The sequence below is a fragment of the Aquisalimonas sp. genome (assembly GCF_007120195.1).
Lineage (GTDB): Bacteria > Pseudomonadota > Gammaproteobacteria > Nitrococcales > Aquisalimonadaceae > Aquisalimonas.
Map to the genome: position 1 here is coordinate 1 of NZ_SKOG01000221.1, position 18,394 is coordinate 18,394.

General features: G+C 64.5%; 19 protein-coding genes and 1 tRNA gene. 14 read left to right on the forward strand and 6 right to left on the reverse strand.

Annotated features, from left to right (window positions below):
* The 6 genes from dsbD to QZT63_RS15685 all read left to right on the forward strand — a co-directional run.
* On the forward strand, nucleotides 1-1,575 hold a 1,575-nt coding region (dsbD, locus tag QZT63_RS15660; RefSeq protein WP_290652429.1), incomplete at its 5' end, for a protein-disulfide reductase DsbD.
* 3 nt (nucleotides 1,576-1,578) lie between these two features.
* The gene (locus QZT63_RS15665; protein ID WP_290652430.1) at nucleotides 1,579-2,103 is read left to right on the forward strand and encodes a TlpA disulfide reductase family protein; all 525 of its coding nucleotides are present in this window, start codon (nucleotides 1,579-1,581) and stop codon (nucleotides 2,101-2,103) included.
* Nucleotides 2,104-2,368: 265 nt separating this feature from the next.
* The gene (aroQ, locus tag QZT63_RS15670; protein WP_290652431.1) at nucleotides 2,369-2,818 is read left to right on the forward strand and encodes a type II 3-dehydroquinate dehydratase; all 450 of its coding nucleotides are present in this window, start codon (nucleotides 2,369-2,371) and stop codon (nucleotides 2,816-2,818) included.
* 4 nt (nucleotides 2,819-2,822) lie between these two features.
* A complete protein-coding gene (gene accB / locus QZT63_RS15675) occupies nucleotides 2,823-3,278 on the forward strand; it encodes an acetyl-CoA carboxylase biotin carboxyl carrier protein (protein ID WP_290652432.1) in 456 nt (151 codons plus the stop codon).
* 25 nt (nucleotides 3,279-3,303) lie between these two features.
* Nucleotides 3,304-4,647 carry an acetyl-CoA carboxylase biotin carboxylase subunit gene (gene accC / locus QZT63_RS15680; protein ID WP_290652433.1) on the forward strand — a complete coding sequence of 448 codons (1,344 nt, stop codon included), beginning with the start codon at nucleotides 3,304-3,306 and terminating at the stop codon, nucleotides 4,645-4,647.
* 115 nt (nucleotides 4,648-4,762) lie between these two features.
* Complete coding sequence (locus tag QZT63_RS15685; RefSeq protein ID WP_290652434.1) at nucleotides 4,763-5,332, forward strand: YfaZ family outer membrane protein; 570 nt, start codon at nucleotides 4,763-4,765, stop codon at nucleotides 5,330-5,332.
* Between the two features lie 20 nt (nucleotides 5,333-5,352).
* Here QZT63_RS15685 and QZT63_RS15690 read toward each other — a convergent pair whose 3' ends face one another.
* Nucleotides 5,353-6,144: a sulfite exporter TauE/SafE family protein gene (locus QZT63_RS15690; RefSeq protein ID WP_366637300.1), complete on the reverse strand. Its 792-nt coding sequence runs from the start codon at nucleotides 6,142-6,144 to the stop codon at nucleotides 5,353-5,355.
* Between the two features lie 186 nt (nucleotides 6,145-6,330).
* Between QZT63_RS15690 and QZT63_RS15695 the strand changes: the two genes are divergently transcribed.
* Together QZT63_RS15695 and QZT63_RS15700 are read left to right on the forward strand one after the other, a co-directional pair.
* Nucleotides 6,331-7,293 (forward strand): complex I NDUFA9 subunit family protein, encoded by a 963-nt coding sequence (locus QZT63_RS15695; protein WP_366637303.1) that lies wholly within the window; start codon nucleotides 6,331-6,333, stop codon nucleotides 7,291-7,293.
* 30 nt (nucleotides 7,294-7,323) lie between these two features.
* Complete coding sequence (locus QZT63_RS15700; RefSeq protein WP_290652446.1) at nucleotides 7,324-8,559, forward strand: multifunctional CCA addition/repair protein; 1,236 nt, start codon at nucleotides 7,324-7,326, stop codon at nucleotides 8,557-8,559.
* Nucleotides 8,560-8,604: 45 nt separating this feature from the next.
* On the opposite strand, the gene QZT63_RS15705 is transcribed toward QZT63_RS15700, so the two are convergent.
* The 4 genes from QZT63_RS15705 to folB are packed head-to-tail and all read right to left on the reverse strand — an operon-like array spanning nucleotide 8,605 to nucleotide 11,837.
* A complete protein-coding gene (locus QZT63_RS15705) occupies nucleotides 8,605-9,690 on the reverse strand; it encodes an adenylate/guanylate cyclase domain-containing protein (RefSeq protein ID WP_290652435.1) in 1,086 nt (361 codons plus the stop codon).
* 58 nt (nucleotides 9,691-9,748) lie between these two features.
* A complete protein-coding gene (locus tag QZT63_RS15710; protein WP_290652436.1) occupies nucleotides 9,749-10,963 on the reverse strand; it encodes an SAM-dependent methyltransferase in 1,215 nt (404 codons plus the stop codon).
* On the reverse strand, nucleotides 10,963-11,460 hold the full coding sequence (folK, locus tag QZT63_RS15715) for a 2-amino-4-hydroxy-6-hydroxymethyldihydropteridine diphosphokinase (RefSeq protein ID WP_290652437.1): 498 nt from the start codon (nucleotides 11,458-11,460) through the stop codon (nucleotides 10,963-10,965). The genes QZT63_RS15710 and folK overlap by 1 nt, the downstream gene beginning before the upstream one ends.
* 11 nt (nucleotides 11,461-11,471) lie before the next feature.
* Complete coding sequence (gene folB, locus QZT63_RS15720; RefSeq protein ID WP_290652438.1) at nucleotides 11,472-11,837, reverse strand: dihydroneopterin aldolase; 366 nt, start codon at nucleotides 11,835-11,837, stop codon at nucleotides 11,472-11,474.
* A gap of 126 nt (nucleotides 11,838-11,963) precedes the next feature.
* Between folB and plsY the strand changes: the two genes are divergently transcribed.
* A complete protein-coding gene (gene plsY / locus QZT63_RS15725) occupies nucleotides 11,964-12,557 on the forward strand; it encodes a glycerol-3-phosphate 1-O-acyltransferase PlsY (RefSeq protein WP_290652439.1) in 594 nt (197 codons plus the stop codon).
* Here plsY and tsaD read toward each other — a convergent pair.
* Nucleotides 12,554-13,582 (reverse strand): tRNA (adenosine(37)-N6)-threonylcarbamoyltransferase complex transferase subunit TsaD, encoded by a 1,029-nt coding sequence (gene tsaD, locus QZT63_RS15730; RefSeq protein WP_290652440.1) that lies wholly within the window; start codon nucleotides 13,580-13,582, stop codon nucleotides 12,554-12,556. The two genes, plsY and tsaD, sit on opposite strands and share 4 nt — an antisense overlap.
* Nucleotides 13,583-13,771: 189 nt before the next feature.
* On the opposite strand from tsaD, the gene rpsU reads away from it, so the two are divergent.
* From rpsU to QZT63_RS15755, 5 genes are all read left to right on the forward strand, one after another.
* Complete coding sequence (gene rpsU / locus QZT63_RS15735; protein ID WP_091645667.1) at nucleotides 13,772-13,987, forward strand: 30S ribosomal protein S21; 216 nt, start codon at nucleotides 13,772-13,774, stop codon at nucleotides 13,985-13,987.
* Nucleotides 13,988-14,012: 25 nt separating this feature from the next.
* Nucleotides 14,013-14,468 carry a GatB/YqeY domain-containing protein gene (locus QZT63_RS15740; RefSeq protein WP_290652441.1) on the forward strand — a complete coding sequence of 152 codons (456 nt, stop codon included), beginning with the start codon at nucleotides 14,013-14,015 and terminating at the stop codon, nucleotides 14,466-14,468.
* 74 nt (nucleotides 14,469-14,542) lie between these two features.
* Complete coding sequence (gene dnaG, locus QZT63_RS15745; protein WP_290652442.1) at nucleotides 14,543-16,279, forward strand: DNA primase; 1,737 nt, start codon at nucleotides 14,543-14,545, stop codon at nucleotides 16,277-16,279.
* Nucleotides 16,280-16,383: 104 nt separating this feature from the next.
* Nucleotides 16,384-18,204, forward strand: coding sequence for an RNA polymerase sigma factor RpoD (gene rpoD, locus QZT63_RS15750; protein ID WP_290652443.1), 1,821 nt, complete (start codon nucleotides 16,384-16,386; stop codon nucleotides 18,202-18,204).
* 114 nt (nucleotides 18,205-18,318) lie between these two features.
* Nucleotides 18,319-18,394 (forward strand) — tRNA-Ile (locus tag QZT63_RS15755).

Consider the following 18,394-nt stretch of genomic DNA (forward strand, 5'->3'; position numbering starts at 1 on the left):
GGCTTCGAGCTGCCCGAAGGCGACGTCATCGACGATCCAAACTTCGGCCCCATGGAGGTCTACCACGAGCCGGTAGAAGTCTACATCCGGCTCGAGCGGCCGGCGGCCGAGTCCTTAACGCTTACCGCCCACTACCAGGGCTGCAATGAACCAACGGGCGTTTGCTACCCGCCGCTGAGCAGCGATTTCTCTCTGGCTGGCGGGGTGAGCGATGCCGGTTTCGGCGCCGGTGCGGGTGGAGGCGGGCCGCCAGCAGCGGGTGGAGGCGACCCCCTCGGCGAGTTGCTCGCCGGCGGCAACCTCGCCCTGATCCTTGGCGGTTTCTTCCTGGCCGGCTTGCTGCTGGCCTTTACCGCCTGCATGTATCCTCTCATTCCCATCCTCTCGGGGCTCATTGCCGGTGAGGGCGAGCGGCGCACCGGGTGGCGTGGATTCTGGCTGTCGCTCGTATTCATCCAGGCGACGGCGGTCACCTACGCTCTCGCCGGCGCCATTGCAGGCGTCAGCGGGGCCGCCATCCAGGCGGACCTGCAAAGCCCCTGGGTGCTCGGTAGCTTTGCGGCCATTTTCGTCGTCCTGGCGCTCGCCATGTTCGGCCTCTACGACATCCGCATGCCCGCGGCCTTGCAGACGCGCCTCGACACGCTCTCGCGCCGACAGCGCGGCGGCAGCTTTGTCGGTGCCGGGGTAATGGGCGTGCTGTCGTCGCTGATTGTCGGCGCCTGCTCGGGGCCGGCGCTAATCGCCGCCCTGGTGTTCATCAGCAATACCGGCGACGCCCTGCTCGGCGGACTCGCCTTGTTTGCCATGGGCAATGGCATGGGTGTTCCCCTGCTGCTGGTGGGCACCGCACTCGGGAAGTGGTTGCCCCGCTCCGGGGCCTGGATGGTCTACGTCAAGCAAGTCTTCGGGGTGGTGTTCCTGGCGGTGGCGCTATGGATGGTCGACCGCTTTCTGCCCGGCCCGATCACCCTTGGTCTGTGGGGCGTCCTATTGGCGGGCGTCGCCGTGTGGCTCGGCTTGCTCGACCGCGGGGAGTTGCGCCCCGGTGTCGTGGTCCGCGTGCGCCAATTCGCCAGCGTGGTGCTCGCGATCTGGAGCGTGGCGCTGCTGCTTGGCGCCGCGGCAGGAGGCTCGCAATTCTGGCAGCCGCTGCAACCCCTGACCCAGGGCACTCCCGTGGCCGAGCAAACGAAGGTGGGCTTCCGGGACGTGGACAGCCTCGAGGAGCTCGAGACGGCGATCGCCGAAGCGACGTCGCGCGGCCAGGCCACCGTTGTGGATTTCTATGCCGATTGGTGCGTCTACTGCGTCCAGCTGGAGGAACGCACGTTCCCGGATCCGGACGTCACCGCCGCGCTGGCGGACAAGCAGTTGTTGCGCGTGGACGTCACGGCCATGACGGGTGAGCACCGGGAGCTGCTCCAGGCACTGGATGTCTTCCTGCCACCGGCGGTGCTGTTCTACGGCCCCGACGGCGACGAGCGGCGGGATCAGCGCGTGGTCGGTTTTCTGCCACCGCAAGATTTTCTTGAGCGTACACACACCGCCTTCTTCACCAACTCTGGACGCTAATTGATGAGTGAACCCCCACGGCGCCAACAACGCTGGCCGGCGGTGATTGCCATAGCCCTGGGACTCGCCGGCGCAGTGGCCGGTGTTGCTGCCTGGCAAACGTGGTTTCAGCCCGAGATGCGCCCCGCCTTCGAACTCCCCGATCTTGACGGTGAGGCGCGCAGCATCAGCGAGTGGGACGGCGAGCTGATCGTGCTCAACTTCTGGGCCACCTGGTGCCCACCCTGCCTTAAGGAGATTCCAGTGTTCACGGAACTCCAGGCGGACTATGCGAACGCCGGGGTGCAGTTCCTTGGCGTCGCCATTGACGATCCGGAAGACGCACGCGAGTTCCGCGACAAACTCAACATGAACTACCCGAGTTTCCATGGCGTTCAGTCCGCCATGGACATCAATGAGGCATATGGAAACGAGCTGGGCACTTTACCCTATACGGTCGTTATCGACAGGGATGGCGCCATTGTTCATCGCTTCGAGCGGGAAGTCACCCGTGATGAGATCGAGCCGGTCATTCGTGAACACCTCTAGTGTCCTGATCCCCGAGAGTGCTGATCCTATGACATGCAGGCGTGGCTCAAGACACCGCTCGTGTCCGGCGCAGCGCCAGCCGCGTTCCTGAAAACCACGAACATGCGGCTAACATCGGAAAAACACCGCGATCGCGTGGACAAGCAGCCGGCATTGCGGCACAATCGCGCCCAGCGCCGCCGGACCAGCGGTCGGGGTGGCTGCATAAGACCATCATTACCAGCTCGGTCTCACATGCGACTCCCGGCGGGGGGGGGGGGGAGGAATGGCCAGTATCCTGGTGCTCCACGGGCCCAACCTCAATCTGCTCGGGCAACGCGAGCCTACTGTCTACGGTATTGACACGCTGGAGACAATCAATCAGCGTCTGGCGCGGCAAGCGAGAGCGGCTGGTCTGCAGCTGGTCACGCTGCAGAGCAACCACGAGGGTGTGCTGGTGGAGCGCATCCACGCCGCAGGGGACGCCGACACTGATTTCATCCTGATTAACCCTGCCGCGCTCACGCACACCAGCGTCGCCCTTCGGGATGCCCTGCTCGGTGTCGCAATCCCGTTCATTGAAGTGCACCTGTCGAATGTCCACGCCCGCGAGCCGTTCCGTCAGCATTCCTATCTGTCGGATGTGGCCATGGGCGTCATCACCGGCCTGGGCGCTCTCGGCTACGAGCTGGCGCTGCAGGCGGCGATCCGGCACCTTACCGACAAAGCAGGATAAGAACATGGATATCCGCAAGATCAAGCGTCTGATCGAATTGCTGCAGGAATCCGGCATCAACGAAATCGAGATCAAAGAGGGCGAGGAATCCGTTCGCATCAACCGCGGCGGGCCGATGATCTCTCAGCCGTCCGCACAGCCCACCGCTGCCGCTGCACCGCAGCCCGCTCCAGCATCGGGCAGCGAACCCGATGCCACCGAGGAATACCAGAGCAGCACGCCGGATGGACATCCGGTACGCTCCCCCATGGTGGGCACCTTTTATCGCGCCCCGGCACCTGGGGCAAAGCCGTTCGTGGAAGAGGGCCAGCAGGTCAAGGTTGGCGATACGCTGTGCATCATCGAAGCGATGAAAATGCTCAACCAGATCGAGTCAGATAAGGCGGGCACGGTGGCAGCCATCCTGCTGGAAGACGGGCAGCCGGTGGAGTACGACCAGCCGCTGGTTATTCTCCAGTAACGCACGACCCGGGGATCACTTGCTCATGCTGGAAAAAGTCCTGATCGCCAACCGCGGCGAAATTGCGCTGCGCATCCTGCGCGCCTGCCGCGAACTCGGCATCCGCACAGTCGCCGCGCACTCCACTGCCGACCGCGATCTCAAGCATGTGCGCCTGGCCGACGAGACCGTATGCATCGGTCCGCCCAACTCGGCCGACAGTTACCTCAATATTCCAGCCATCGTCAGCGCCGCCGAGGTCACCGCGTCGGAGGGTGTGCACCCGGGCTATGGGTTTCTTTCGGAGAATGCCGACTTTGCCGAGCGGGTCGAGCATTCCGGTTTTACTTTCATCGGCCCCAAGGCGGACACCATCCGCACCATGGGGGACAAAGTCGCCGCCATCAATACCATGAAAGCGGCCGGCATCCCCTGCGTTCCGGGCTCCGGTGGCCCGCTTGGCGACGACGACGACCACAATTTGCAGCTCGCCCAGGATATCGGCTATCCGGTGATTATCAAGGCGGCTGCGGGCGGCGGTGGACGCGGCATGCGCGTGGTGCACAAGGAGGCCGATCTGCTAGGCGCCATCTCGGTGACGCGCAACGAGGCACGCTCGGCGTTCGGCAACTCCATGGTCTACATGGAGAAGTATCTCCAGCATCCCCGTCATATCGAGATCCAGGTGCTCGCCGACAATTATGGCAACGCTATCCACCTGGGCGAACGCGACTGTTCCATGCAGCGTCGCCACCAAAAGGTCATCGAGGAAAGCCCGGCGCCCGCCATCACGGCGGCCCAGCGCCAACAAATCGGCGAGCGCTGCGCGCTGGCGTGCCGCGAGATCGGCTACCGAGGTGCAGGCACGTTCGAGTTCCTGTACGAAGACGGCGCCTTTTACTTCATCGAGATGAACACGCGGATCCAGGTGGAGCACCCGGTCACCGAAATGGTCACCGGCGTGGACTTGGTGTGTGAGCAGTTGCGCATCGCCTCGGGCAATCGCCTGTCCTATGCCCAGGAGGACATCGTCGTGCGTGGCCATGCGATCGAGTGTCGGATCAACGCGGAGGATCCGGAGAGGTTCGTGCCATCGCCTGGGCAGATCACCCAGTACCACACTCCCGGTGGCCCGGGGGTGCGCGTCGACTCGCACATCTACACCGGCTACAAAGTGCCACCGTATTATGATTCCATGATCGGCAAAATCATCACCCATGGCGATACGCGGGAGTCCGCATTGGCGAGGATGCGCACCGCGCTGGCCGAAGTCGTGATCGGCGGCATCAAGACGAACGTCCCCCTGCACCAGGATCTGTTACTGGACACAAACTTCCAGAGCGGTGGCACCAACATCCACTACCTTGAGAAACGGTTGGCCGACCGCTGACGCTTTAATCCGAACTGACCCGCGACGGTCCGGGCGGTAAAATACGAAATCCTAAACCATTTATCGTGGTGGCCACGGAGCCTGACTCCCTGCCCACACCACCCTGGAGACCGACATGCTCCGACGCTTGATGTTGACCGCCATGCTCGCCGGCGCCGCCACAACCCTGCAGGCCCAGGAACTAGAGCTTGCACTGAGCGATGCCATGGCCGAGTTGATCCTGGCGGACCGCACCACGCAGAGCGATCAACAAAGCGCGCGCTACGGCGGCGGGCTGCTGTTTAACGAAGACCGGGATCTTCTCGGCTCACTGTTCCTGACCGTCGACAATGAAGTTGAAGGGCGCTGGCAGCCCATCACCTTCGGCGTTGGCGTCAAGCTCTACGGTGCCGATCTGGACCGCTCGGGAGAGAGCCTCGCCGCCCTGGCCATCGGCGGCAACGTGGGTGTGGGTATCCCAGCGGACATCCCGCTGGCACTTGTGTTCCAGGGCTACATCTCCCCCAACATCACCACGGGTGGGGATGCCAGCCGGATCACCGAGGGGCAGCTCCGGCTCGAGGCCGAGGTCGTCAGGGGCGCCCATGCCTTCCTCGGCTACCGCCGGATCAAGATCCGCATGGACTCGTTCCGGGATGAACGCGTCGACGATGGTTTTCACGTCGGACTCCGGCTGCGCTTCTAAGGGCCGCGGCAAAGGCGTGCTCACCCGAGGAGCAGCCGAAGCGCGACGACGGCCAGTAGCCCGGCGAAGAGCCGTTTGAGGAGCCCCCCAGGCAGCCGATGAGCCAGCCGCGCCCCTGCAGGTGCCGCCAGAACACTCGCCGCGGCAATGCCTCCGACGGCAGGCCAATAGATGTAACCGGTGGCGAGCCCGGGCAGGTCGGGGCGACCCCAGCCAGTAAGCATGAACCCGGTCGCACCGGCAATGGCGATTGGCAGCCCGCAGGCCGCCGATGTCCCGACGGCATGCCGCATGTTAATGCCGCACCACGTGAGATACGGGACAGTAAGTGTTCCCCCGCCAATGCCGACCAGCGCTGCCAGGGTGCCGATGACGCCCCCAACGGCGTTCAGCAAGGGCGTCCTTGGCAAGCGTCCGCCTGCGGGCGGATTGAGATCGAACGCCATTTTCACGGCCACGGCGATCAAAAACACTGCAAAGACGTTCTGCAGCGCCGAAGACGAGAGGCTGTCCGCGATCCAGGCGCCCAGCAGCGCACCTGCAGCGATGCCACCCACAAGACGGCCGAACACCGGCCAGAGTACCCCGTGCAGACGGTGATGCGCGCGGACCGAAGACAGCGAGGTCAGCAAAATGACGGCGAGAGAACTGCCAACGGCCATGTGCATGATGATCGCCTCGGGCATGCCCTGGGCGGCGAACACCACGAGCAGCACCGGTACGATCACCACGCCACCACCGAGACCAAACAGCCCGGCGATCAGGCCGGCGATGGCACCCGCAATCAGGTACACCAGTAGCGTCGTCAGCATCCCCGCTCCCCCGCACCGCGCCCCGTGGCGTCACGCTGGCCCCTGCGAAACGGAAAAGCGCACAGGGTACTGCGGTTTCAGCGCCCAGAGGCACTCCGATTCAACGAAACCCGCGCCGTCTTGCTAGACTTGCGAGGCACTCCACCCCTTGCGGGACAATCATTCCAGTAGAAGGAGCCGCAATTCATGATGCGCATGCAACGAGTCTGCATCCTGGGGGGCAGCGGTTTTGTCGGCCGTCATCTCGCCAACCGTCTCCACGATCGGGGAATTCACTCGCGCGTTCCCACGCGTCACCGGGAGCGTACCAAGCAGATCCTGGTCGTCCCCGGCCTGGATCTGGTCGAGGCCGATATTCACGATGCCGGAAAGCTACAGGAATTGTTCCGGGAATGCGACGCCGTGATCAACCTGGTGGGCATTCTCAACGAGAGGGGTTTCGACGGCAGCGGATTCCACCGCGCCCATGTGGAACTGACCGAGAAGGTTCTGGATGCCTGCCGGCACACCGGGGTGCAGCGGCTGCTGCACATGAGTGCACTGGGGGCGGATGCCGACAACGGCCCGAGCTACTATCAGCGCACTAAAGGTGAGGCCGAGCGGCGGGTCCTGGCGGCAGCGGCCGATCTGAACGTCACCGTCTTCCGACCGTCGGTGATCTTCGGCCCGGACGACAACTTTTTCAATCAGTTCCGCCTGCTGCTCAAACTCTCGCCGGGCGTCTTTCCCCTGCCCACCCCCAAAGCGCGGTTCAGCCCCGTGTATGTGGGTGATGTGGTGGAGGCCTTTGTGCGTGCCTTAAAGGACCGCGAAACCTTTGGCAAGCGCTACGACCTGTGCGGCCCGCAGACCTATACCCTGGAAGACTTGGTCCGCTACACCGCGGAGCAGGCCGGCCTGCGGCGCACCGTGTGGCCGGCGAGCGACCGGCTGTCCCGGCTTCAGGCGCGGGTGCTGCAGCGCGTACCCGGCAAGCCCTACTCCATGGACAACTACCTATCGGCGACGGTCGACAACGTATGCTCGGTCAATCACCTGCCTGAACTGGGCATTGAGCCGACAGCCATCGAGGCCGTGGTGCCAGGCTATCTGTCGGACAAGACCGAGCGGGCCCGTTACAACCAGTTCCGAATGACCGCCCGGCGCTGAGCCGTGACGGGTGACCCTTACCTCGCCGGGCTGGATGTCTACCTCGTCGGCGGCGCGGTGCGCGACCAGCTGCTCGGCCGACCCGTCACCGAGCGCGACTGGGTTGTGGTCGGTACGACGCCGGAGGCATTGGAATCCCGCGGTTTTCGGCCGGTGGGTAAGGACTTCCCCGTGTTCCTGCACCCGGAAACCCATGAGGAGTACGCGCTGGCACGCACCGAGCGCAAGACGGGCCGCGGTTACCACGGTTTCAGCATCCACGCCGCGCCGGAGGTGTCCCTGCAAGAGGATCTCGCCCGGCGTGATCTGACCATTAACGCCATGGCCCAGCGACCGGACGGTACCCTGGTGGACCCCTTCGGCGGGCGCGAAGACCTGGACGCACGCCTGCTGCGCCACGTCTCGCCTGCGTTTCAGGAGGACCCGGTACGCATCCTCCGCTTGGCCCGATTCAGCGCGCGCTATGCCGCTCTCGGTTTCCGCCCTGCCGAAGCCACCCTGGTGTTGTGCTCGCGCATGGTGGCGAACGGTGAAGTGGATCACCTGGTGCCAGAACGCGTTTGGCAGGAGCTGGAGAAGGCGCTTGGCGAGGCCCGGCCCTCGGCATTCTTTGGCGTCCTCAGGGAGTGCGAGGCCTTGCACCGCCTGCTGCCCGAGCTGGACGCCCTGTTCGCATGCAGCCGCGACACCCTCACCGGAGCGACGGTGAACGCCGGCGACCACGCCATGCGGGCTCTGGACCAGGCGGCCACCACCGATGCCCCTGGCCTCGTCCGCTGGGCTCTGGTCGTGCAGGACGTGGATCGCGGTGCCGCGCCACGGCACGCGGCGGCTGCGGACCCTGCCGGTGCTCCAGAGGCGGTCCGCGTGGTGTGCCACCGTCTGCGGGCACCGACCGCCTACCGGGAGCTCGCGGAATCCCTGGCCCGCCATAGGCACGGTGTTCACCACGCCCCAAGCTTGGGAGCCTGGGAGGTGCTGGATTTGCTGCAAGCCGCCGACGCCTTTCGACGGCCGGGGCGTTTCGGTGATCTGTTGCTAGCCTGCGAACTCGACGCCCGGGCGAGCGGCCTGGTGGTCGATGCGACGGGGTATCGACCCCGGCGTTACCTGGAGGCCTGCCTGGAAGCGTCGCGCATGATCACCGGTGGGGCGTTTGTGCGACAAGGCGTGACGGGGCCGGCCATCGCCTCGGCGCTGAAGCGCGAGCGCATCAACACCGTGGAGGCCATCAGGCGGGCGTGGTATCCCCAAGGAGACGATTGACCGCAGACGCTGACCCTGCGCACGGGGAAGTTCACTGCGCGTTTACTACCGCACCGAGGAGGTATTGGCCGCGCCATCCTCGTCACGGGGCTGCCGCTGGCCGCTTCGCAACCGATACAGCGTAATCGCTTCCTTCAAGCCGCGGATGTCGGCTTTGCGCGGTTCGACGCAGACGAACTCCTCAGCGCCGTTGACGGCCCCGCGCACCGCCTCCGAGACCACAATGTCCCCGGGGCTCGCCCAGCCGCACAAGCGGGCAGCGAGATTCACCGTATTACCGATCACTGTGTAGTCCAGGTGCTCACCCGAGCCGATGTTGCCGGCGACCACCGTCCCCTCGTGAATCCCGATACCCAGAGGAATGTACAGCTCATCCCCCTGCATGGCGACGTTGGCATTGATCATATCCAGGGCACAGGCGCAGGCGTCGCGGGCCATGGCATCACCGTCGAATACCGCCATAATGCCGTCGCCACCAAACTTATCCACGTAGCCACCGTGGGCGTAGACCGCTTCCACCTGGCTGCCCAGATGCCGGCTGACGGAGGCGAACAGACGCCCAGGGGGGATACTCTGCGCCAGCGCCGTAAAACCGCGGATATCGGAAAAGAGAATACACACGTGCTGCTGCTCCGGCATCGGAAAGCCGTCGCCCGGGCCGGCGTTCTGCACGATCTGTCGTAACCGGGGCGAGACGTAGCGCGCAAGGTTCGCGCGCACGCGCTCGAGCTCCTGCGCGTAATCCGCCTTTTCCAGCAGGTTGACCAGCCGTGCCCGCACCACCACGGGCTCCAATGGAAGGCGCAGCAGGTCGTCGCAGCCGGCGGCGAAGGCCTTTTGCCATGTCGCGCGATCGTTCGCTTCCGCCGTGAGGAGAATCGGGGAGAGATAGTACCCGGGCTCGTCCCGGAGCTGGCGGCACAGGGCGATTCCCTCCTCGCGGTAGCTCTCCGCATCAAGGACGAAGGCGTCATAGCTCTCACGGCGCGCCATGTCGAGCGCCTCCTGCGGATCTGTCGTCTGATCCACAATAAAACCGGACGGTTCCAGGATTTCCCGGGCCGTGGGCCCGGAGGATCCGTGATCTCCGGCCAGGACCAGTACCCGCCGGTGGGGCGCCGCTCCTAACATGATTCGACTCCCTCGCCTGTGTCCCTCAGCAACAAACCACCGTTATTGCGCACGCCGATCACAGATTTGCTAACTGATTATAAAGCGAAAACCCCGTGGGCGCGGATATATTCCCCGCGCCGACCGCGAGCACCCGGAAACGCTCCCCCATGGCGCCGGGCAGCAGCAGCGTCTTGGCCTGCTGCGCCAGCCGCACCTGCTCCATAACGTCTTCGCCCCGACGCGCTTCCAGCAGCTCAGTAATACCGGCACCCATCAGGAAATGGGCCTGGCTGGTATAACCGAGCACCTCCAGCCCCGCGTTCTGCGCCCCGAGGGCCGCCGCCGTAAAGTCCACAAAGGCACTCACATCCTGCAAGCCCGGGGCGGGCAGCGGATCCCAGTGTGCGCGATGGCGGTAGTGACACACCAGCGTTCCCTCATCACGATCCGCCCGGTAATACTCCCTGCGCGGGTAACCGTAATCAACCACCAGTAGCGCCCCGGTCGCGAGACTGTCGCGCAAGCTCGCCATGAACGCAGGCAGCTGCAGACAAACCTCGGACAGGTAACCATCCGGCAACGTGCGGCCCAGGTCAGATTCGATGGCGGCGACCGCCCTTTCCACCTGGGGGCGCGCAGGACGCTCCTGCCACTCAAAACCGTCCTCGCCCACTGTGACTGTCAGTTCGGCAACACCGCCGCGATGACGCCGGAAACGGGCCACCGGCAACGCATCCAGCACCTCGTTGGCGAGAATAACGCCACGCATGGGTCGCTCCGGCAGGTGCTCCAGCCAGTCCACCCGCGCCAGCAGATGGGGGACCACAGCCTGCAAGCGCTCGCGCTGTCGCTGACGCAGGCTGGCGCTGCGCTCAAGCAGCCAGTACCGCCTGGGCAACGCCTCCTGACGCTCGAGCTCCGCCAACAGATCCGCAGCCATCGAACCGTCGCCGGGGCCAAGCTCGAGAATGGTGTCGCCGTGGACGGCCGCGAGCACCTCGGCGCATTGACCTGCAAGACTCCAGGCGAACAGCGGCGATACCAGTGGCGCCGTAACAAAATCACCCGCGGCGCCGAACTTCTCCTGCCCGCCGCTGTAGTAACCGAGCCCGGGCTCATAGAGCACGCTTTCCATCCAAGCATCGAATGGCAGTGGGCCGCCCTCGCCAATGCGCGCGCGCAAAAGCGCCGCCAACCGCCGGCTTAATGCGAGCGCGTCCGGATCGGGCGCCGGCCAGCCGGCCGGTAAACCCGTGTCCGCATTCAGCGCAAAGCTCGTACCGCCGGCCATCAGGAGTCCACCTCGTCGAGCGTCACCACGGTTAATGGCTGATTGCTGGCGTCAAACTCTGCCCAGAGTTCGGCGTACGTACGCTCAAGTTCCGGATGCAGCTCATGACCCGCGATGTCGGCAAGCGGGCGCAGGACAAAAGCGTACTTCGTGATCTCGTCGCGTGGGAGCATCAGCCGGCCGGCGCGCACGCGCTGATCGCCATAGGTGAGTGCATCCAGATCCAGCGTTCGCGCGGCGTAGCGCTCGGGCCCCCGCACGCGCCCGCTGGTATCCTCGATCCAGCGCAGGCGATCAGCCATGGCCCCCGGCGTGTCCACCGTATCCAGGCCGACCACGAGGTTCAGGAAATCATCGCCGTCGAAGCCGACCGCAGCGCTCGCGTAGACCGGGGAGACCGTCAGCTGACCGAATGCACGGCGCAGTTCCCGTAGTGCCCGGCGGACATGGCGGGCCGGCTCGATGTTGGAGCCGATACTCACATAAACACGCACCATGGGAACCGTCCTTAGCGCTCGCCGGGGCATTGCCCACGTTCTACGACCACGCCGGCCGCACGTGCGCCCGCGACCGCCCCGGGTTTGGCGATGCGCACCCGCACCCAAGGAATGCCGAAGCGATTCATGAGTGTTGTGGCCACATCCACCGCCAGGGTTTCGACCAATGCGTGGCCGGCATGTTGCACATGTTCGATGACGTGGCGGGCCACGAGGTCATAATCCACCGCATCCCCGACGTCATCGGAATGCGCGGGCGTCGCTGTGTCGGCAGCCAATTCCAAGTCGAGCACAACGGTCTGCCTGACCCGGCGCTCCCAGGGGCGAACACCGATCACAGTGGCCACCTTCAACTCGTGGATAAAAACCGTATCCATTGCCACGTCCCCAGTAAAGGAAGCGGCGATGATACCGCTCCCGCCCGCCCCCCGGCCAGCCAGTCCGCGGGCGCACGCCGTAATCACAACTTGACCCGCCCGCGGCAAACCCATTCAATACTCGCCATGATCACCGCCACCCTTCTTGTCCTGTGCGCCTACCTCCTCGGGTCCGTGTCGGCGGCCATCCTCACTTGCCGCATCATGGGCCTTCCCGACCCTCGCAGCTCTGGCTCACGTAACCCCGGGGCGACGAACGTTCTGCGCGTTGGCACGCGAACGGCGGCGGCCATGACGCTGCTCGGCGACTTCCTCAAGGGCGCGGTCGCGGTCCTGATCGCCATGGCATTCGGCGCGCAGCCGTTGGTTCTGGCGTTGGTGGGCGTGGCGGCATTCGCCGGTCACGTGTTTCCTGTATTCTTCCGCTTCCACGGCGGCAAGGGGGTGGCCACCGGGCTCGGGGTGTTGCTGGCTTGGTCCTGGCCAGCATTTCTGCTGACCGTCGGTACATGGCTCCTCATCGCCGCGCTGTTTCGCTATTCCTCCCTGGCCGCGTTGGTGTCCTTTCTGCTGGCACCGTTCTACCTCGCCTATGTCGGCCAACCCGAGGCTATTGTGCTGGCCATGCTGGTGATTACGGTGCTGACCTACTGGCGCCACCGGGGGAATCTCCAGGCGCTGCTCAAGGGCACGGAACGGCGAATCGGGGAAAAGCACTAAGGGCATGGCGGCCCCGGCTCCGCAAGGGTTTCCAACGGCCAGCGAGCGGTGACGTTGAATTCGCCGCCGCTGCGCTCTCCGCCGGCAAGCCGCAAATAACCGCAGTACGCGATCATGGCGCCGTTATCCGTACACAGCGCCAGCCGCGGGTAGTAAACCGTGGCCCCCTCGGCGGCCGCCATGGCATCGAAACGCTGGCGCAGCGCCTGGTTGGCGCTCACGCCCCCGGCCACGACCAGACGCCGAACGCCGCACTGGCGCAAGGCGCGCCGGCACTTGATCGCCAGGGTATCCGCCACGGCGTCTTGAAAACCCCGGGCGATATCGGCCCGAGACTGGGGCTTGTCGGCCGCATCACGCACCAGATTGCGGGTGAATGTCTTGAGCCCGCTGAAGCTGAAATCCAGCCCGGGGCGGTCAGTCATGGGTCGGGGGAAGCGGTAGCGTCCGGGCTCGCCCTGGGCTGCGAGTTGCTCCAGCTCCGGCCCGCCCGGGTAGGGCAGCCCCAAGAGCTTGGCAGTCTTGTCAAAGGCCTCACCCGCCGCATCATCCAATGACTCACCCAGCAACTGATAGCGGCCGATCCCGGCGACCTGGACCAGCATGGTGTGCCCGCCGGAGACCAACAGTGCAACGAACGGGAAAACCGGCGGATCATCCTCGAGCAGCGGCGCCAGGAGGTGGGCTTCCATATGATGAACGCCCACCGCTGGCAGCCCCCGCGCCCAGGCAATACCCCGTGCCACGGAGGCGCCCACGAGCAAAGCGCCGACGAGCCCTGGCCCACGGGTGTAGGCGACGCCCTCCAGCTCATCGCGCCCGATCCCAGCGACCTCCAGCACGCGTTCGACAAGTGGCAACACGCGCCGCACGTGATCGCGCGATGCCAGTTCGGGGACAACACCGCCATAGACGGCGTGCAGATCCACCTGACTATGGACGGCGTGGGCCCGCAGGCCGTGCTCGCCGTCGTAGACGGCGACACCCGTTTCGTCGCAAGATGTTTCAATTCCCAGTACACGCATGGATCACCCCTTGGCCGTTGCAGCGGAGCCTGATAAAGCCTGCGCGCGCGCAGTCGCCCCGCCGATCCGCCAATGCTGGCGGGCCAGGTTGTCTTCGAGAGATCAGGTGGATAGAATACCGCGCCCGTGGTGGAAAGCGGGGAACGTTAATTATTGTTTCCGGATTGACTAGGAAGGGTGAGTAGCTGCATGCCGATTGTCAAAGTACGCGAAAACGAGCATTTCGAAGTCGCTCTGCGCCGCTTCAAGCGCTCCTGCGAAAAGGCAGGAATTCTCTCCGAGGTGCGCCGTCGCGAGCACTACGAGAAGCCCACGCAGGTGCGCAAGCGCAAACAGGCGGCGGCCGTCAAGCGGCATGCGAAAAAGCTGCAGCGCGAGCAAGTGCGCCGCGAGCGCATGTACTAAAAGATCACCACTGGAACATCCACGAATGAGTGATAGCGCCCTGAAGAACCGCGTGACGAACGCGGTGAAAGAGGCCATGCGGTCCGGGGATCGTCGGCGTCTGGGAACACTGCGTCTGATCACCGCCGCCATCAAGCAGCACGAAGTCGATCAGCGCACCGATCTTGGCGATGACGAACTCGTCGCGATCCTGAGCAAGATGGTCAAGCAGCGGCACGAATCCATCGCGCAGTACCGCGCGGCGAACCGGAGTGATCTCGCCGAGCAGGAAGAGTTCGAACTCGGCGTGCTGCAGGAGTTTATGCCGCAACCCCTGACTGCGGACGAGATCGATCGCCTGCTCGATCAGGCAATTACGGAAGCTGGCGCCGAGTCCATCCGCGACATGGGCAAGGTCATGGGACTGCTTAAGCCACGCCTCCAGGGTCGGGCCGACCTAGGCAAAGTCAGCGCCCGGCTGAAAGAGCGTCTCAACGGCTGACAGGCGCGTTCCCGGACCATCTGTCCGTGTGCACCGGCACCGCGTCACCGGAGTCCACAGCAGGAGCCCCTGCCATGGCCGGACGGATTCCGGAACACTTCATCGACGATCTACTCACGCGGACGGACATCGTTGAGGTCATCGGTTCGCGATTGACCATCAAGAAAGCGGGGGCCAATTACCAGGCGCTATGCCCCTTCCACAGCGAGAAGACTCCCTCCTTCACGGTCAGCCCCAGCAAGCAGTTCTACCATTGCTTCGGTTGCGGTGCCCACGGAACGGCCATCCGGTTTCTGATGGAGTACGATCGTATGGGCTTCCCGGAAGCGGTGGAGACACTCGCGCGGCAGTTGGGCGTGGAGCTGCCCAAGGAGGCGCAGAGTCGACCCGACCCCGAGGCTGCCCCGCTGTATGGTCTATTGGACAAGGCAGCGGCAACCTACCAGCACTGGCTGCGCCAACATGCCGATCGGCACCAGGCGGTGGCGTATCTTCGCCACCGTGGGGTCAGTGGCGAGATTGCCGCGCGCTACGGCATCGGCTTCGCCCCAGCGGGTTGGGACAACCTGCTCCGGGAAGCCGGGCACCCTGAGGAGCTGGTTCGAGCCGGGCTCGCCATCCGCAAGGACTCGGGCAGCATCTACGACCGCTTCCGCAACCGTATCATGTTCCCAATCCGTGATCGTCGCGGCCGGGTCGTGGGCTTCGGCGGCCGCGTGCTGGATGAAGGCGAGCCCAAGTACCTGAACTCCCCCGAGACCCCCGTCTTCCACAAGGGGCGTGAACTCTACGGCCTGCACGAGTCCCTGCAAGCCCAGCGCCACCCCGGCAGGATTCTCGTGGTCGAGGGCTACATGGACGTGGTTGCCCTGGCGCAGCGGGGCCTGCCCCACGCCGTGGCAACCCTGGGTACCGCCACAACCACCGATCAGGTGGAACGTCTCTTCCGAACCACCCACAATGTAGTGTTCTGCTTCGACGGTGACAATGCCGGCCGGCAGGCCGCCTGGCGAGCGCTGGAGAACACGCTGCCGGCCCTGCGCGGCGAGCGGCAGGCATGCTTCCTATTCCTACCCGAGGGAGAAGACCCCGACTCGCTGGTTCGGCAACAGGGCGCCGACGCGTTCCGGGCCCTGGAGGCGGAGGCGACGCCGCTGTCTGAGTTCCTGTTGAATGAACTCGGAAGGGATGCGGATGTCGACACTGTTGATGGGCGCGCCCGCCTGGTCGAGCGCACCGCACCGACGATCCGGCGCGTCCCCCACGGAGTGTTCCGGGATCTGCTCATTGACGAGCTGGCGCGGCATGCCGGGGTCGACCGGGCTCATGTGGAACGGGCGGTTGTGGGCCAGACGCAACCCACACAGGCCGCCACCGCGCCGGCACTGCGTCCCGGCCAGCGGCCGCAGCGACGCACGGCGGTGCGCCTTGCCGTGGCGTTGCTGCTGCAGCACCCAGAACTCGCCGCCGAGGGTGGCGAGCCGGAACGTTTGCGTGAGCTTAACCAACCGGGCGCCGATTTGCTGGCGCAACTCCTTGAATTGCTGCAGGAACAGCCGCATCTCAACCCTGGGGCAGTGCTTGAGCGGTTTCGCGACCACCGTCACGGACCAGCCCTGTGGAAACTGGCAACTTGGGATCATTTGGTACCGGAGGGTGGTGCCGAGGCGGAGTTCCGCGGTGTAATGAATCGCCTCAATACATTGCTGGTCGAGCAACGCCTGCAATACTTACATCAGCAATGGCAGCACGGTCGGATGACGGAGGATGAACAGGCGGAGTGGCTGGACCTATTGCGCCGTCGCAGGTGAGCGACGTCGTTGACAGGAGGGACTGGCAAACAGGTTGTGAGCCGCTATAATGACCGGTTCATTTTTTGAGGGGCATTACGCCAACCATCCAGGTAGCGAATGGTATGACCCAGGATCAGCAGTCACAGATTAAACAATTGATCGCCAAAGGCAAGGATCAGGGCTTTCTGACCTATGCCGAGGTGAACGATCATCTGCCGGATGACATCGTCGATCCGGAGCAGATCGAGGACATCATTGGCATGATCAATGACATGGGCATCACTGTCCATGAAGTGGCGCCGGATTCCGACGAGCTGCTGCTGAACGATTCTGCGGTCACGACGGATGACGATGAAGCCGCGGAAGAAGCTGCCGCGGCGCTGGCCGCCGTGGATGCCGAGTTCGGCCGCACCACTGATCCGGTGCGCATGTACATGCGCGAGATGGGCACCGTGGAGCTCCTCACTCGCGAAGGCGAGATCAAGCTGGCCAAGCGCATCGAGGAAGGCCTGGATCAGGTCGTGACGGCGCTGGCTGCCTATCCCGAATCCGCGCGTTTCCTGATCAAGGGCTTCGAACGTGTCGAGCTCGAGGAGCAGCGCCTGAGCGACCTCGTGGCAAGCTTCCGCATGGCCGACGAGCCCCAGGAAGCCTCCAGCACCGAGACCACGCTGGAAGACGCCGCCTCCTCACACGACGAGGATGACGACAGCGCCGCCGCGGACACCGGCCCGGATCCGGAGGCGGCACGGGAGGTTTTTGGCCGCATCCAGGAGCTTTACGACGAAACGCAGCAGGTCCTGGCCGAAGAGGGGGTGAAAAATACGCTGATCCGCCAGAAACGCCAGGAGATGGCGGAGCTGTTCCTGCGTGTGAAATTCCCCCCGCGTATCCTTGAGGCCATGGTGGATCAACTGCGCAAGGCGGTTGAACACATCCGCCGTCAGGAGCGCATGGTAATGGAGTCCAGCGTGCGCAAGGCCGGCATGCCGCGCAAGGCCTTCCTCAAGTCCTTTCCTGGACGGGAAACCGACGAAACCTGGCTGGACGAGATCAAGGCCCGTGACGACGTCGATGCCGACAAGCTTGGTGACGTTGAGGATCAGATCCGCTATGCGCAGGACCAGATGCGCAACCTCCAGAACCTCTCCGGTCTGGACGTCGCCGAGATCAAGGAGATCAACCGGCGCATGTCCATCGGCGAGGCGAAGGCCCGCCGTGCGAAAAAGGAAATGGTAGAGGCCAACCTGCGCCTGGTCATCTCCATTGCCAAAAAGTACACCAACCGCGGCCTGCAGTTTCTGGACTTAATCCAGGAGGGGAACATCGGGTTGATGAAGGCCGTGGACAAATTCGAATACCGCCGCGGCTACAAGTTCTCCACCTACGCCACGTGGTGGATCCGGCAGGCGATCACGCGCTCCATCGCCGATCAGGCCCGCACCATCCGCATCCCGGTGCACATGATCGAGACCATCAACAAGTTAAACCGCATCTCCCGGCAGATGCTCCAGGAGATGGGGCGCGAGGCCACGCCCGAAGAACTGGCCGAGCGCATGGAGATGCCCGAAGACAAGGTGCGCAAGGTCCTCAAGATCGCCAAGGAACCGATCTCCATGGAGACGCCCATTGGCGATGACGAAGACAGTCATCTCGGGGACTTCATCGAGGACATCGGCGTCATGTCGCCGGTGGATTCGGCGACGCGCGAAGGTCTCAAGGAAGCCGTACGCGGTGTCCTGGGAGGCCTCACCCCGAGGGAAGCCAAGGTCCTGCGCATGCGCTTTGGCATCGACATGAATACCGACCACACCCTCGAGGAGGTCGGCAAGCAGTTCGACGTCACCCGCGAGCGCATCCGCCAGATCGAGGCGAAGGCCCTGCGCAAGCTCCGCCACCCGACCCGCTCGGAGTCCCTGCGCAGCTTCCTCGACGAGCAGTAACGCCCCGCGGGCTGACGGCCGCAAGGACGCGCGCTATACTGCCGCGCCCGGGACTCCGCAGGCGAGTGGTGCGTCAGGCCTTGATCAACACGCGCCGCACCACACGAACTGCACGGGCCTGTAGCTCAGTGGTTAGAGCAGGGAACTCATAATTCCTTGGTCGCTGGTTCGAATCCAGCCGGGCCCACCA

What these genes read in the sequence shown, in the direction of transcription:
- dnaG (WP_290652442.1), top strand. Translation starts at nt 14,543, where the DNA reads ATGGCCGGACGGATTCCGGAACACTTCATCGACGATCTACTCACGCGG.
- QZT63_RS15685 (WP_290652434.1), top strand. Translation starts at nt 4,763, where the DNA reads ATGCTCCGACGCTTGATGTTGACCGCCATGCTCGCCGGCGCCGCCACA.
- QZT63_RS15690 (WP_366637300.1), bottom strand. Translation starts at nt 6,144, where the DNA reads ATGCTGACGACGCTACTGGTGTACCTGATTGCGGGTGCCATCGCCGGC.
- folK (WP_290652437.1), bottom strand. Translation starts at nt 11,460, where the DNA reads ATGGTGCGTGTTTATGTGAGTATCGGCTCCAACATCGAGCCGGCCCGC.
- QZT63_RS15710 (WP_290652436.1), bottom strand. Translation starts at nt 10,963, where the DNA reads ATGGCCGGCGGTACGAGCTTTGCGCTGAATGCGGACACGGGTTTACCG.
- QZT63_RS15695 (WP_366637303.1), top strand. Translation starts at nt 6,331, where the DNA reads ATGATGCGCATGCAACGAGTCTGCATCCTGGGGGGCAGCGGTTTTGTC.
- QZT63_RS15740 (WP_290652441.1), top strand. Translation starts at nt 14,013, where the DNA reads ATGAGTGATAGCGCCCTGAAGAACCGCGTGACGAACGCGGTGAAAGAG.
- tsaD (WP_290652440.1), bottom strand. Translation starts at nt 13,582, where the DNA reads ATGCGTGTACTGGGAATTGAAACATCTTGCGACGAAACGGGTGTCGCC.
- folB (WP_290652438.1), bottom strand. Translation starts at nt 11,837, where the DNA reads ATGGATACGGTTTTTATCCACGAGTTGAAGGTGGCCACTGTGATCGGT.
- rpsU (WP_091645667.1), top strand. Translation starts at nt 13,772, where the DNA reads ATGCCGATTGTCAAAGTACGCGAAAACGAGCATTTCGAAGTCGCTCTG.
- rpoD (WP_290652443.1), top strand. Translation starts at nt 16,384, where the DNA reads ATGACCCAGGATCAGCAGTCACAGATTAAACAATTGATCGCCAAAGGC.
- QZT63_RS15665 (WP_290652430.1), top strand. Translation starts at nt 1,579, where the DNA reads ATGAGTGAACCCCCACGGCGCCAACAACGCTGGCCGGCGGTGATTGCC.
- aroQ (WP_290652431.1), top strand. Translation starts at nt 2,369, where the DNA reads ATGGCCAGTATCCTGGTGCTCCACGGGCCCAACCTCAATCTGCTCGGG.
- plsY (WP_290652439.1), top strand. Translation starts at nt 11,964, where the DNA reads ATGATCACCGCCACCCTTCTTGTCCTGTGCGCCTACCTCCTCGGGTCC.
- accB (WP_290652432.1), top strand. Translation starts at nt 2,823, where the DNA reads ATGGATATCCGCAAGATCAAGCGTCTGATCGAATTGCTGCAGGAATCC.
- accC (WP_290652433.1), top strand. Translation starts at nt 3,304, where the DNA reads ATGCTGGAAAAAGTCCTGATCGCCAACCGCGGCGAAATTGCGCTGCGC.
- QZT63_RS15705 (WP_290652435.1), bottom strand. Translation starts at nt 9,690, where the DNA reads ATGTTAGGAGCGGCGCCCCACCGGCGGGTACTGGTCCTGGCCGGAGAT.